Source organism: Epibacterium sp. ABZ3_068 (genome assembly GCF_056159265.1).
The window spans coordinates 556,224-569,402 of the sequence record NZ_JBSWUV010000001.1 but is presented as its reverse complement, the minus strand read 5'-3'; the positions used below and the strand labels follow the sequence as shown (position 1 = coordinate 569,402).

General features: G+C 57.4%; 11 protein-coding genes and 3 pseudogenes. 2 read left to right on the top strand and 12 right to left on the bottom strand.

The features are described 5' to 3' along the window. Positions 1–53 precede the first annotated feature (53 nt). The 9 genes from ACXAEW_RS02655 to ACXAEW_RS02615 form a co-directional block, all read right to left on the bottom strand. Positions 54–1,085, bottom strand: a complete 1,032-nt coding sequence (locus ACXAEW_RS02655) for a LacI family DNA-binding transcriptional regulator (protein WP_474939837.1) — start codon at positions 1,083–1,085, stop codon at positions 54–56. Positions 1,086–1,089: 4 nt separating this feature from the next. After that, a complete protein-coding gene (locus tag ACXAEW_RS02650; protein ID WP_474939836.1) occupies positions 1,090–1,749 on the bottom strand; it encodes a dual specificity protein phosphatase family protein in 660 nt (219 codons plus the stop codon). Further along, the gene (locus ACXAEW_RS02645) at positions 1,749–2,588 is read right to left on the bottom strand and encodes an inositol monophosphatase family protein (RefSeq protein ID WP_474939835.1); all 840 of its coding nucleotides are present in this window, start codon (positions 2,586–2,588) and stop codon (positions 1,749–1,751) included. Before ACXAEW_RS02645 ends, ACXAEW_RS02650 begins: the two co-directional genes overlap by 1 nt. Before the next feature lie 75 nt (positions 2,589–2,663). Beyond that, entirely contained in the window at positions 2,664–3,776 is a 1,113-nt protein-coding gene (locus ACXAEW_RS02640; protein ID WP_474939834.1) for an ABC transporter substrate-binding protein, read from the bottom strand. 49 nt (positions 3,777–3,825) lie between these two features. Next, entirely contained in the window at positions 3,826–4,962 is a 1,137-nt protein-coding gene (locus ACXAEW_RS02635; protein ID WP_474939833.1) for an ABC transporter ATP-binding protein, read from the bottom strand. Between the two features lie 3 nt (positions 4,963–4,965). Beyond that, on the bottom strand, positions 4,966–6,795 hold the full coding sequence (locus ACXAEW_RS02630) for an ABC transporter permease (protein ID WP_474939832.1): 1,830 nt from the start codon (positions 6,793–6,795) through the stop codon (positions 4,966–4,968). 198 nt (positions 6,796–6,993) lie between these two features. Next, the gene (locus ACXAEW_RS02625) at positions 6,994–8,049 is read right to left on the bottom strand and encodes a phytase (protein WP_474939831.1); all 1,056 of its coding nucleotides are present in this window, start codon (positions 8,047–8,049) and stop codon (positions 6,994–6,996) included. Beyond that, the gene (locus ACXAEW_RS02620; protein ID WP_474939830.1) at positions 8,039–8,680 is read right to left on the bottom strand and encodes a hypothetical protein; all 642 of its coding nucleotides are present in this window, start codon (positions 8,678–8,680) and stop codon (positions 8,039–8,041) included. The genes ACXAEW_RS02625 and ACXAEW_RS02620 overlap by 11 nt, the downstream gene beginning before the upstream one ends. A gap of 158 nt (positions 8,681–8,838) precedes the next feature. Beyond that, the gene (locus ACXAEW_RS02615) at positions 8,839–9,765 is read right to left on the bottom strand and encodes a porin (protein ID WP_474939829.1); all 927 of its coding nucleotides are present in this window, start codon (positions 9,763–9,765) and stop codon (positions 8,839–8,841) included. 343 nt (positions 9,766–10,108) lie between these two features. Here ACXAEW_RS02615 and ACXAEW_RS02610 point away from each other — a divergent pair, with 343 nt between their 5' ends. Both ACXAEW_RS02610 and ACXAEW_RS02605 read left to right on the top strand, forming a co-directional pair. Further along, on the top strand, positions 10,109–10,318 hold the full coding sequence (locus tag ACXAEW_RS02610) for a transposase (RefSeq protein WP_474939828.1): 210 nt from the start codon (positions 10,109–10,111) through the stop codon (positions 10,316–10,318). Between the two features lie 8 nt (positions 10,319–10,326). Further along, entirely contained in the window at positions 10,327–10,968 is a 642-nt protein-coding gene (locus tag ACXAEW_RS02605; protein ID WP_474939827.1) for an IS3 family transposase, read from the top strand. Here the strand turns inward: ACXAEW_RS02605 and ACXAEW_RS02600 are convergent. The 3 pseudogenes from ACXAEW_RS02600 to ACXAEW_RS02590 form a co-directional block, all read right to left on the bottom strand. Continuing rightward, a pseudogene (locus tag ACXAEW_RS02600) lies at positions 10,965–11,207 on the bottom strand (integrase core domain-containing protein); the annotation flags it as partial. The gene ACXAEW_RS02605 and the pseudogene ACXAEW_RS02600 overlap by 4 nt on opposite strands. A 181-nt stretch (positions 11,208–11,388) precedes the next feature. Then, positions 11,389–11,730: pseudogene (locus ACXAEW_RS02595) on the bottom strand (transposase); the annotation flags it as partial. 75 nt (positions 11,731–11,805) lie between these two features. After that, a pseudogene (locus ACXAEW_RS02590) lies at positions 11,806–13,147 on the bottom strand (IS3 family transposase). Positions 13,148–13,179: the final 32 nt, after the last annotated feature.

Here is a 13,179-nt window from a genome sequence, read left to right as displayed (position 1 = left end):
GCAACAGGGTGGCGTTCCACCCGCAAAGGCCCAAAGGGGCCCGTATGGTGGCATTATTCCATTGCGTTTGGCTGCGCGCGCACAGATGTCCGCCAACGGGGCTGTGCTGTGAGGCGCGCGCTGAGGTCAAGGTCTGCGTTTTCCAACAGGATGTCGCTCACACGTTCTGCTATTGCATCATAGGGCTGGGCAAAGGTGGTCAGGCCATAGCTGTGCCAGCTGGATTGCGGGATATCGTCAAACCCAAGCACACAAAGATCATTTGGAATTGACAGGCCAAAATCCCGTGTTGCGGAGTCTATGAACCCGCAGGCAACCAGATCAGTGATGCCAAAGACACCATCGGGGCGATCGCTGCCTGCCAGGAGCTCTCGTGCGGCCTGTATGCCGTCCTCATAATTGGTGCCGGGGCGTCGGCAGATGAGGGTTGAGAGCCCCTGTGCCCTGGCGGCTTCCACAAAGAACTCTTCCCGTGCAACAAGGCTTGGCGTGCCTTTGGAGGAGCTGGCCAGGGCAAGACGTCGGCAGCCTGCGCGGACCAGCATATGGACGGCGTCTGCCATTGCCTGCCTATAGTCGATCTGGATATGGTGAACGCCGTCAAACGTGTCGCTGCGGTTGACCAGAATGACCTTTTGCCCCGCTCCGACACAGGCGTGTACCATGGCTTCGGGAGGGGTGCCGGACATGACAACACTGGCTGAGGCGCGATAGTTCAGCGTGCTTTGCAGGGCCTCGCCCGCGCTTTCGGGATCAGCGCTGACGTTGATGACCATGGAAATCCGTCCGGCCGCCTGCAGCCGCCGGGTCAGCGCATCCAGCAATAACCCGTGATAGGGTTTGTTCAGATTGGCGGCCAAAAGACAGACCGGGCGGCTTTCCTCCTTGGAGATCCCCCGTGCCAGGTGGTTGACGTGATAGTTCAGCGCCTTGGCGGCCTCCAGGACCTTGGCGCGGGTCTCGGGAGAGACGCTGGCCCCATCTGTAAAGGTGCGCGACACGGCAGAGCGGGAGACGCCCGCCAGACGGGCAACTTCAGCGGCAGAGGCCGGGCGGGTAGGGGAGGTGCGTGTCGAATTGGTCATGTCTTCAGGACTTTGCAGGTGTTTCCAATGTCTTCGGCGTATGTGGCGCAATCATCCGCACCATATCAGCAGCCCAGCGGGCGGCATCAACCAGGACTGCTTTGGGCGCTTGCGGCCACTCTTCCTCTAGCAGTTCACGTGCAACACGTATGTGATCCACTGCCGCGTCAAGGGTTGGATAGTGGTCCGGGCACTCCAGATGCAGGAAAAGTGCCGCCAACGTAACTGACCGGCTGCGCCCGCCGCGGCAATGGATCAGGATGTTGCCGCTGTCTCCCCAGGGGTAGCTTGCCTTTTGCGGCAGGACCTGATCAATCGCGCCTTTCAGTTGGTAATAACCGGCCAGGATCATCGGGGCGGGGTTGCCCGGACCATCCACAATGCCAAGCTTGTAATAACGCACAGGCCCCCAGCCGAAGGGCAGCGCACGGGCACTGCTGTCAGGGCGAGTCACCATATTGATATCGAGGTTCACGGCGCAGTTGAACACCATGCCGATGCCATGCTCCGCCAGAACCTCCGGGTTCGAAGCGGCGTGTTTGTTGCCGATAAAGAGGTTGATGCTCCGCCCGCCCAGGTTTTCATGTACCAGATGCAAAGGCGCGCGGGCCGCGTCTGCGGCGGCAAAGACCTCTTTGATCCGGGTGACGTCTGCTGTGGTCATTATACGCCCTCCGCCACGGGTTTCAGGGCAATTCCGCCAAGGGCCGTATTTGCCAGCCCATCCGCCAAAGCCGGGGTAACGGCCAGAACCGGACCAGTTTGGGTCAGATCCTCCAATGTGGCGGGCCATGCACCGACACGGCCGCCGGCCTCTTCAACCATCAAGAGGCCTGCTACGCAGTCCCAGCTGTTCATGGACAGCTCAAGGTATCCATCTGATACACCCTCGGCCACGTAAGCTAGCGCCAATCCACCAGAACCACCGCGCCGCACATTTGCCCCAAGCTCCAGAATATTGCGCTGGGTGGTCAAATATCCGTCGATCGGCTGACGCCGGGACCAGCCCATCTCAAGACAGGCCATGGACATGTCCTGTGTATCGGTCACGCGGATCTTCTGCCCGTTCTTGGTCACCCCCGCGCCGCGTCGAGCCAGATAGGTGTGGCCCAGAACCGGGTGTGCGATCGCCCCCAGCTCACAGCGCCCGTTCAGGCAAAAGGAGATGATTACGCAAAAATGCGGCACGCCGCGTGCAAAATTTGCGGTGCCGTCAATCGGGTCGATGACCCAGGTCGCCGCGCCGGGGGTGCCGCCGCCTTCTTCCCCCAGGATGGCGTCATCGGGGAAGCTCTGAGCGATTTCACGACGGATCAGGTCTTCGACTGCGAGATCGGTTTCAGTCAGGAAATCCTGCGGGCCTTTTGTTTCAAACTGCCCGGCTGTGCGTTTGTTAAACCCCTCCAGCGCACGGTCGGTGGCTTTGCGGATAACGGATTTCAAGAAGCTCTCGCGGGCGTCGAGGCTGATTTGGCTGTCGGTGGTAGCGGTTGTTTCGGTCAATGGAAGGCCTTTGGATATTCAAATGTGAAGGGCGGACCCCGCGTTTGAGGCCCGCCGTAATGGAGTTCTAGCGGATTATTGGCTCAATTGCCCGGCGCGTGCCAAGGCCCATATGTCCTGCCAGTCCTGACGCGCGTCCCAGTCATCGCCGGATGTGGCCGCGTTATAAGACAGGAGTTGATCCAGATGCGCAGCCACGCCCGAAGGTTCCTCGGCCGGGATCGGCAGGTCCACGTTGGTGGAAATCTTGCCGTCGATGGCCTGCGGACCCCAGCCTTCGGCGGTCAGCATATAGTGGACAAAGAGCTTTGCCGCATTCGGGCTATCGGTGCCTTCGGTGATCATCATGAACTTCGGAGACAGAAAACCGACCATCGGCTGCATGCTGTCGCAGATGCCAAGCTTCATACCGTTCTTGTTTTCACGGAATTTGGCGGTGGACATGATGCCGATGAAATTTTCGGCACTGTCGGGTGCACCGACTGCGGCAGCCACGTCGCTGTCGGAATTGGTCAACAGGGGCTGGTTTTCGGCAAGCGCGACCACAAACGCCTCGGTTGCGCTGCTGAATTTGGTTTCCAATGGCGTGCCAAAATGCGCCTCATAGGCGGCTGCGATCTCGCCATCGTGGTGCATGGCCAGCTGGTTGAACCAGTCGGTATAAAGAGATTTTGCCAGCGGGTCGGGCATGGCGATACGACCTGTCCAGCTCTCTTCGGTCAGGGCCCAGATGTTTGAGACCGGGCAGCTGTCATTCAGCGCAGTGTTATAGGACCAGACCACCGGAGAGTTGGAAACCACCAGTGGCTGGTGATAGGCGGCGTCGATCTTGTCTGCCATGTCAGAGGGCAGGTAGCTGGTGACGTAGCCAGGATTTAACAGCTGCGCGGTGGCGGCGGGCACGTCAGAGACAATCACAACATCCGATTGTACATTCTGCGCCTGCGCTTCGCCGGTCACGATCTTGATGGTGGCGGCAGCTTTGGATTTGGTGCCGACAGCTTCCAAGCCAAAGGTTTCGGCAAAAGCGGCTGCCTGTTTCTTGATCTTACCGGTCGAGTCATAGACCGTCAGCGCCGGTTCCGATTTGGCGGCTTCAAGCAGCGCGTCGAGATCGAATTCCTCGGCCAAAACCGGCGTAGCGAGCAGGCTGCCAAGGGCGAGTGAAGAGATCAGGGAAGGTTTCATGTCGCGGTCCTTTGGGTGCGAGATAACGATGAAAGTCACAGGTCGAAAGTCACAGGGCCTCGCCCGCAGAGGCGCGGAGGAGGGGCGTTTGCGTGGGGGTCGTTTGACCGGGCAACGCCTGCCGCGTGCCGGTGTGGTCAAAGGCATGCAGAGCATGGGGCTGCGGGTGTAGAAACACCGCATCGCCAACACGCCAGGGCGGCGGCGATTGGGTGGTGTGGGTCAGATGGGCTGGTGTTTGACCGTTGGCATAGGTGATCTCAACCATCCAGGCTCCGCCGGTTGGCAAGATCTCCGAGATCACCACCGGCAGCGCACCGGGGCCGTCTGTGGTGTTCAGCACCATCCCTTCGGGGCGCAGGCCGATCATTGCGACATCTGCCAAAGATGTGGGGGCGGCAGAGATCAGGACCTGCGCCGCACTCGAAGAGGCGGGGATCAGATTGATGGGCGGATTGCCGATAAATTCAGCCACAAAACGGTTCGCGGGGCTGGCATAGATGTCATCCGGCGTGCCGATCTGTTGCAGCTCACCTTTGCTCATCACGGCGATCTGCGTCGCAAGGGTCATGGCCTCCCATTGGTCATGGGTCACAAAGACGATGGTTGTGCCAAACTCCCGGTGCAAACGGCTGAGCTCGGCGCGCATCGACAGGCGCAAGGTGGCATCCAGATTTGACAGGGGTTCATCCAGCAACAAGATACCGGGTGTGACCGCCAGGGTGCGTGCCAGTGCCACCCGCTGTTGCTGCCCGCCGGACAGCTGCGCGGGGTATCGATCCTCAAGCCCTTCAATACGCAAGGTTTTGACCATTTCAGCCACACGGGCCTTGCGCGCCTTGGTCGGCATGTTCTGCAGTTTCAGACCAAACTCGATATTGGCGGCGACGCTCATATGGGGCCACAGCGCATAAGATTGAAAGACCAGACCAATGCCGCGTTTTTCAGGCGGAACAAACTGGCCGGTGGCCACATTGTCCAACGCGCGGCCGTCGACCGCGATTTCGCCTTCGGTCAGAGTTTCCAGACCGGAAATCATGCGCAAGATGGTGGATTTCCCGCAACCTGACGGACCCAGCACGCACATAAAGGCGCCATCCTCGACGGTCAGGTTCACATTGCGCACAGCCGGAACATTGCTGCCTGCATAGGTCTTGGTGATATTGGACAGGGTGATCTGGGGCATGGGTCAGCTCTCCAACCCTTGGGCCAGCCCGGTGCCGGTGATGCGGTTGATCACCAGCGTGCCCACCAGGGCAATCAGCGTGATCATCAGCACTACCGCATTGGCGGCCTGGGTGTAGTTGTAATCGATAAGGCGGATCGAGAAGGTGGTCAGCACATCGGTGGCTGGCACCGCTAGGATGATAAAGAGGCTGACCCCTTTGATCCCGGAGATGAAGGGCATCAGGATTGCGGTGACCAGTGCACCTTTTTGGATGGGCATCACAATCGACCGCATCCGGCGCAACCAGCCTGCACCAGCAATACGGGCGCTGTCTTCGACGTCGTGGCCCAGCTGGGTCATCGCAGAGATACCGGCACGGCTGGCAAAGGGCATTTGGTCCGCAATCAGCGCCAACAACAGGATCCAGGGCGTTCCATACAGCGCGGGGATCGGACCGTGAGGAACCGCAAAGAGGGTCAGGAAAGCCGCCGCAAAGGCAATCCCGGGCACCAGATAGGGAAAGAATGTGATCTGCCGCAGCAGGGAAGAGACCCCCCGCATGGGGGCTCGGACCACGATATAGCCGGTCAACAGTCCCAGGAGGCCGGCGCAGAGTGAGGCAGAGCCAACAATCCGCACGGAATTCCACGCCGCCGACCAGAACTCAGACGACAGCAGGATGCCGTTGCGCAGGGCGATGGTGTCCAGATTGGTGCCGATCCAGTAATCCAGGGTGAAATTCGACAGCTCAAACCGCCCCGGCAGGTGCATCACTGTCGAAAGCGCCAGCGCACCAAGGGGGATGATCACGGCGATCGCAAACATCATTCCAGCCAGTGCAAAGGCCGGCAGCTGCAAAAGGCCCAGCGATTGACGACGCCCCATGGCGCCCTTGCCACCGATAATGGCAAACCGGCGGGCCTCGCGCATCATCCAGGTGTCAATGGTCAGCGTTACAATGCCGATGACCATGATGACGCCTGCAAAGACCGCAGCCATACCGGTTTGCTGGGTGCCAATGGCGCGATAGAGCGAGGTCGCCAGCGTTTCAAATTGCACCGGCAGACCCAGAACATAGGGCACTGAAAACTCGCCAATCGCATCCGCAAACATCAAGAGCGCCGCCGACATCACCGCCGGGCGCATCAGCGGGAACACAATTCGTAGGGCAACCGTGCTTTGGGAGGCGCCCAGCATCCGCCCAGCATCCTCCAACTGGCTGTCCAGACGGCGCAGCGCATTACCCACCAACAGGATGACAAAGGGGATGTAATTGAGAGTCATGATGATGATGGTCGGAAAGGCCCCGTAAGAAACCCAGTCGGGCAGCTGATAGCCCATGCCTTCAACCCAGCCTGGCTGACCGCCGATGGTGGCGTTTTTGAACAGTGTTGTCCAGGCCAGCGCAAAGGTCCAGGCAGGCAACATAAAGGGGATCACCAGCGCCGTAGACAGCCAGCCGCGCCCCATCAGATCGGTACGCACCAGAAGCCATGAGAGGATGGACCCGATGACGAGGGCCAGCACCATTGAGGTCAACGCGATTTTCAGGGTGTTCCAAAGAGGTTGCAGAAAGATCAGCTGCGACATCCGCGAGGCAAAGGCGCGTTCGAGGTAGTAGAGTGTCCAGTCCCCAACCGCTCCGCCGGTGCGCGGCTCATCACCGATTTGAACGGTGAAGATATCGGCAAAAATGGTCAGCAGCGGCATGGCAATCAGCCACAGAAAAACCATCAACAGCAGCAGGCCAACAAAGAGAGTTGGCTCTGTGCTGGCCACAACCAGCCGGTGGCGCAGTTTCTGGAACGCGCTGGCGGCCTGGGGGCTTTGGGATGGATCTGCGGCAATCATGAGAGTGGGGCTTTCCCTGGTGTGATGTGGCAACTTATAGCCTGATTAGGTGACGAATTCGTGACAAGTTGCACATATGTGCACATATTAAGCTGTTGTTCTTAAACCATAAAATAAGGATCATTTTGGAAATTTGATATGTGGTCATTGAGGTCGGCCCCGGAGCATTCCCCGAGACCAAGGGCTTTTTGAGGGAAATCACTCCAGTTCCAGCGCCGATTTGATTTCGGCAAAGGAGATGAATTTGAAGTTGCTTGTGAAATCCTCGTTCTGGTCGTCCATCATGACCAGCATCCCTTCGGGAAAATCGGGGCCAAGGTTTGCAGACGTCACAGCCAGACCATCGGTTTCGGTCACACCGTCGACCACGCCTGCGGCGATCTCGACGAGGCCGCGACAGATGGGCGTCTCTTCACCATCAAGGGCAAAGATCGCTGCCCGGTGAATGCCTTGGGATGAGGCCACCAGATAACGCGCGGCTTCCCCATCATAAAGCGACAGCCCTTCGATATCATCGGTCGGGAAACAGGGGGAGGGGACGGTTGCGACAACAACGCCGGTATCTCCGGCACCCGGCAGCAGCGGGAAACGCCAGATGGCGGCGTCTTCTTCCCCTACATAAAGATGACCCATCTTGTCGTCGGCGATCATGCCTTCGGGCTGGCTTGGCACTTTTAATACGCGCGCCAGTTCCAGCTTGATCTGCCCATCGACATCCAGAACCTCATACTGGGCGATGTGGCCGGTTTTGAAGTTTGCCAGCGCCCAGACACGCCCGGTTTCCGGATCCCGCGCCATCGCGTGGCCATAGATCTTTTTGATCTCATCCGGGTGGTCTGGGATGCCGGGGAAGGCATGGGGGCTGGCGCGTTCTACACGGCCATCCCGGTGGATCACATAAAACAGGATTTCTTCGTTTTCCCGTTCCGTACCCGACGCGAGCCAGACCGTTTCGCCGCCGAGCTGGAACTCCCGCAGGTCGACATTGTTGATGCGGCCATCTTCGAAGTAGGCAACGCTTTGCCCGGAAAGGTCAAAGAAATGCAGGCCGAAATCCTTGTCGGTGCCCAGAACCAGACTGGCTTCGGGATTGTCCGGATTGACCCAGATCGCCGGATCATCTGCGTCGCCCGGAAGGGCTGCGCTTTCGGTGACGGCCGTGACCGCGACATCGGGAACCTCGGCCCAAGCGGCAGGTGCCAGCGCTGGCAGAACCAGCGCCAGAGCGGCGGATTTCAACAAATCAGTCTTCAACTTCGAACTCCGTCACTGGCAGGGTGAAAGAGATCACCAGAGTTTCCTTGCCGCGTTGTGCACTGATATAGCCGCCGACCATGCCGTCCGCGTTGGGCTCATCCGCTTTGTAGCCATCATCCAGATTGACCGTGGCCACTCCGCGCCAATTGGCCAGTTCCGCGTTCACGGATTTGCCGCCGCCTTCCCATTCGAATTCAAACTCGGTGAATACGCGGTTTCCGGCTGGGAATTCCTCGCGCGATTGCACTTTGAACTCTGCCGGCAGGTTGGGCAGATTGTTGAAATCCGCATGGGTCAGTTTTGCCTCGATGGTTTTGGCAACGCCTTCCAGTTTGATCTGAAGGCCCAGATCAATTTCCTGGTAGGGCGCATAGCTCCCTTGGGTTTTCAGGTATTCGCGTTTCACTTCCAGATCGTGGATGTTCTTGTCGTTGAGATCAGTCAGCTGGAGGTCGAACGGGTAACCACCGGCGGTGCCCATCACAACCAGATGCGGGGCCTGGCCCAGCCATTGTGTTGGGGCAGAGGTCAGTTTGTTGTTCGCGGTCTTGGTCTCTACCAGCGGGTTGGCCAGGGTCAGGGTTGGCAGCAGCGCTGCGGCTAAAGCTGTCGTTAGGATGTGTCTCATCTTGTCCTCATTGCGCAGGTCGTATTTGAAAAAACTAGTTATTTGTTGCCCGAAAGGGGCGGTTGGTATGTAAAAATTGCACATATGTGCATAATTGCGCGCGATGCGGGTATCTGGTCGTGTGATTGTCGCAGCGCACGCAAGTGGGGGGCTTCGTCTTAGAACTCCAGAGCCAGACCGATGGAGAAGAATTCCTCTTCGTCATCGACGCCATAGCCTGTGGCCAGGATCAGATTGTCGCGCAGCTCGTAGTCGGCGGCGAGGCCGAAGCCGTCCTTGCTTTCGGTGCCTTCGGTGATCTCGCCATAGTTGCCGTGGAAGGTCCAGCGACCGGTTTCATAGCCGAGCCCGATGTATTGCGACTGGAAATCTTCGCCATCCAGCTCGCCATCGACGTAGCCCGCAATAATTGCAAAACCGTTGATTTCATACAGCGCGGACAGGCCGTAAAGATTTTCATCGCCGCGTTGGCCGTAGCCCGCATCCAGTTCCAGCGCGCCCTGGTTGAGCGGCACGTGATAGGCCAGACCCGCCTGAACGTTCGGCTCATCTTCATTGATGTCCGAGATGGAAACAGCGTAATTCAGGTCGCCAATGCTGTTTTCATAGCGCAAAGTAATGAGTTTTTCGCTGAGATCATCCAGTTCATCACTGTCGAAATAGCCTGCGTGCTCCTCAAAATCGTCTCCTACGGCTTCGCCGCCCACGGCATCGTCGGCCTCGGACAGTGCCCATTTGAAGGCGCCGTTTGCGTCTCCGCCAAAGGTGAATTTGCCGAAGTTGCCCTCGATGAACAATTCGCCGGGGAACTCCTCTTCGTCCTCAGCTTCTGCGGTGGCAATGTCGGCAATGTCGAACAGGTCGATTTCAAACCCATAGGTCAGCCCGTCTTGGGTGGATCCTCCAAAGACAAAGTTGATTTCTGGGTCGAATTCAAAGTTTGTCTCGGACTCGTCGCTGGAGGCCTTCACCCCTTCATATATGACGCCCGCTTTGACTTCGCCTTCGAATTTGTACCAGGTGTCGGCGGACGCAAGTCCACCGGTCGCAAGCAGCAGCGCCGTTGCGTTGAGCAGATATTTCATTTTGTTACCCTCGTTCAGATGCGGTTGGTCGCACCCACGTGGCCCGTGGCCATTTTGTTTTCTGCCAAGGGAAACATGCGAATCTCACATCCCTTTGCACATATGTGCATTAAGTTTGTTGTGTGACGGTTTCATGTAGGACAGCGCAAACTTCAGGATTTTTCAGTTGTTGGGCTGGTTTGAGCTCCCGCCGAAATTGGGACACTGAGGTAAGCTATGATTTGTTGTCTGCTGATCTTCGACGAAGAGGGGATCAGAGATGTCGAAATGGAAGAACCGCAGCCCTGAGTTCAAGGCGAAAGTCGCCCTGTAAGCTCTGAAGGGTGAGCGCACGGTATCGGAGTTGGCGAGCCAGTTTGGCGTCCATCCGACCATGATCCACGGTTGGAAGCGGGCGCTGCTTGAGGGAGCATCCGGCGTGTTCGAGCGGGGCGGTAAGAAAGACCCAGAGATCGACGAAGAGCAGATGAAAGAGCTGCACGCTAAGATTGGGGAGCTGGCGGTGGCCAATGATTTTTTGTCACGAAGGCTCACGCTTTGGGGCCTGAAGTGAGGCGCGGCATGGTCGAAAAGGAAAATCCCGAACTGTCGATTGGGACGCAGTACAAGTTGCTGTCGATCTCACGGTCGTCGTTTTACTACCAACCCAAGGGCGAGACTGCGATGAACCTGATGTTGATGCGTCAGATCGACGAACAGTTTCTGGAAACCCCGTTCTTTGGTGTGCGTCAGATGACCTGGCATCTGCGCAACGACGGGCATCTGGTCAATGAAAAGCGGATTAGGCGGCTGATGCGGCTCATGGGTTTGATGCCGATTTATCAAAAGCCCAACACCAGCAGGCCTGCAAAGGGCCATAAGACCTATCCCCACCTGCTGAAGGGGCTGCGCGTGACACGGCCCAATCAGGTTTGGGCATCTGACATCACTTACATCCCCATGCGGCGCGGGTTCTTGTACTTGGTGACGATCATCGACTGGTACACCCGCACGGTACTGGCATGGCGTCTCTCAAATACCCTGGAGGCCGACTTCTGTGTTGAGGCATTGAATGAGGCAATGGCCAAATATGGAATGCCGGAGATCATGAATACAGATCAGGGATCGCAGTTCACGTCTTTCGCATGGACAGGCTGTTTACGGCGGTCCGGCGTGCGCATCTCCCTGATCAGCCCCACCTTAGTGGTCCAATTCGATTGTTAGTGCATGATTGGCCTTTGGTCCATCTGGACGATGGTTTCCGGAGCCGGAGGGCGATAGCCCAGAGCACTATGTGGGCGTTTCGTGTTGTAGTGTTTCCTCCATTCTGCGATCAGGATTTGCGCCTCGCGCAGGCTGTAGAAGATTTCACCGTTCAGGAACTCATCCCGGAACCCGGCATTGAAGCTTTCGCAGTACCCGTTCTCCCAGGGGCTGCCTGGTTCGATGTAAGCGGTTTTGGCGATGTGAAACTGGTGGTGGGTATCGGCTTGCTGTGCGGGTTTTCGGTGACGATCACTGTGGTGATGATGGCGTCCTTCAGCGATGCAGTTCTGATGGCGTTCTGGCCAAGCCGTGTAGCGCGGAGAGATCGAGCTCTAGCCTTCGGGCCGCTTCTGTGTTTTGCTACATGGATGATTTAGGTCATGTTGACAAATGGCGCAGCCAAAGGCGGATCGATGTGATGTCGATGAAGCCTAGATAGCTTTCTGCAGTCTTGTCGTATCGTGTTGCGACGCGCCTAGCATTCTTGAGCTTGTTGAAGCATCTCTCAACCATGTTGCGTAGCCGATAAATCGTGTGATCCACACCGACGCGCATCTTGCGGGTCTTACGCATCGGGATTTGGGTTAGGATGTCACGTTTGTTCATTTTTTTTCGAATACGGTCAGCATCATAGCCACGATCGGCCAGCAGCACCTTGGGCTCTGGCAGATTGTCGGCCATGACCTGATCGAAACCGAGATAGTCAGATGTTTGCCCCGGCTGTCCGTCGTCAGGGTTTTGGGGACCAAGAGCGGCTTAATCTAAGAGAGAGTTTGGCTCATCTTATTGGTTTGATTATGCGGCGTGTTTGCGGTGATGCAAGCGTCGCGTTTCGAGTGTCTTTTGTTTGATTCTTTCGCGTTGTTTTAGAATGGCTTTGTCACGTCCGAAGTAGACGTCAGCGGGTGTGACGTTGTTGATGCCCTCGTGATAGCGCTGATGATTGTAGTGGTCGACGAAGGCTTCAATCTGAGCTTCGAGATCGCCCGGTAGGAAGTAGTTTTCCAACAAGATGCGGTTTTTGAGCGTCTGATGCCATCGCTCAATTTTGCCCTGGGTTTGCGGATGATATGGCGCGCCGCGCGAGTGCTTCATGCCTTTGTCTTTCAACCATTCTGCAAGATCACCTGATACGTAACTCGAACCGTTGTCGCTCAGCAGGCGCGGCTTGTGAACGACATGAACCCGGTCGCAGCCAGATGCCTGCATCGCTAAATCCAGAGTATCTGTCACATCCTCTGTGCGCATGTTCGTGCAGAGCTTCCACGAGACGATGTAACGGCTGTAATCGTCGAGAACCGTGCTGAGATAGAACCAGCCCCAACCAAGGACCTTGATATAGGTGAAGTCTGTCTGCCAAAGCTGGTTGATAGCCGTCGTCTTATGCTGGAACTCATTGGCTGCCTTGAGCACGATGAAGGCAGGGCTGGTGATCAGGTCATGCGCCTTGAGTGTGCGATACACCGTGGATTGCGACACAAAGTAGCGTTCCTGATCGGTGAAGGTCACCGCCAACTCGCGTGGCGACAGCTCCGTTTCCTTGAGCGCGAGATCGACAACCTTGCGTTTCACCTCAGTGGGGACCCGGTTCTAGACGTGCTTCGGCGTGGGAGATTGATCCCGCAATCCAGCCTCGCCGCGCTGCAGATACCGGTCGTACCAGCGGTAGAATGTGGTGCGGGGAATGCCGAGCTTAGCCAGCGTCCGACGCGCTGACAGGTGGCTTTCTTCGACCAGCCGGATGATCTCCAGTTTCTCTGATGCGGCATACCTCATTCGTGGTCGCCCCCATCCCCGAGCATGCTTTTTTTGAGAAGACGCAATTCAAGCGTCTGCTCTGCGACGACCTCTTTGAGATCCTTAGCCTCCCGACGCAGTGCCTTGACCTCGTCCGTGCTCGCAGCCTGCTCAGGTCCCCAGCAAGCCGCTTTTTACCCGCTTCCGTGAAGTCCTTGGACCATTTGTAGTAGATGCCTTGTGAGATCCCTTCAAGACGGCACAGCTCAGCAATGCTGTCCTCGCCACGCAGGCCATCAAGCACGATCCTGATCTTCTCTTCAGAGGAATAATGTTTGCGCGTGGCGCGCTTGATATCTTTGACGATTTTTTCGCCAGGGCTCTTCGTTGTTTTTCTCATCTTCCACTCCTCAGTGGCTACGATGAGCAACA